Source organism: Acidovorax facilis (genome assembly GCF_023913775.1).
In the GTDB taxonomy this organism is placed as follows: domain Bacteria; phylum Pseudomonadota; class Gammaproteobacteria; order Burkholderiales; family Burkholderiaceae_C; genus Acidovorax; species Acidovorax facilis.
In genome coordinates this window covers 1-255 of sequence record NZ_JAMXAX010000386.1, presented here as the reverse complement: position 1 = coordinate 255, position 255 = coordinate 1, and the positions used below count along the sequence as shown (strand labels likewise).

The window sequence follows — 255 nt, the reverse complement described above, 5'->3', positions numbered from 1 at the left end:
CAAGCCGGGAATGCCCGTCCACCAGCGCCGGCGCCGCGGAATTCGCACCGTCAGATCGGCCAGGGTCTTGAAGCCATGGGCTTTCATGGCGCCGGCGGCACGCGCCGGCAGCCAGCGCTCGAGGTCGCCCGTCACCATGGGCGCGGGCACCGGCAGATGCCGCAGCGTCTCGATCGCATCCATCACGGCGCGGGCGCGCTGCGCGCGTTCCGCCGCCGAGTGTTCCAGCAGGCTGGCCAGGTCTTCCCGGTGCCG

General features: G+C 72.9%; 1 protein-coding gene. It reads right to left on the bottom strand.

Annotated features, from left to right (window positions below):
• A partial coding sequence (locus NFX52_RS31565) for a phage integrase family protein (protein WP_289781660.1) occupies positions 1 to 255 on the bottom strand: 255 nt, incomplete at both ends.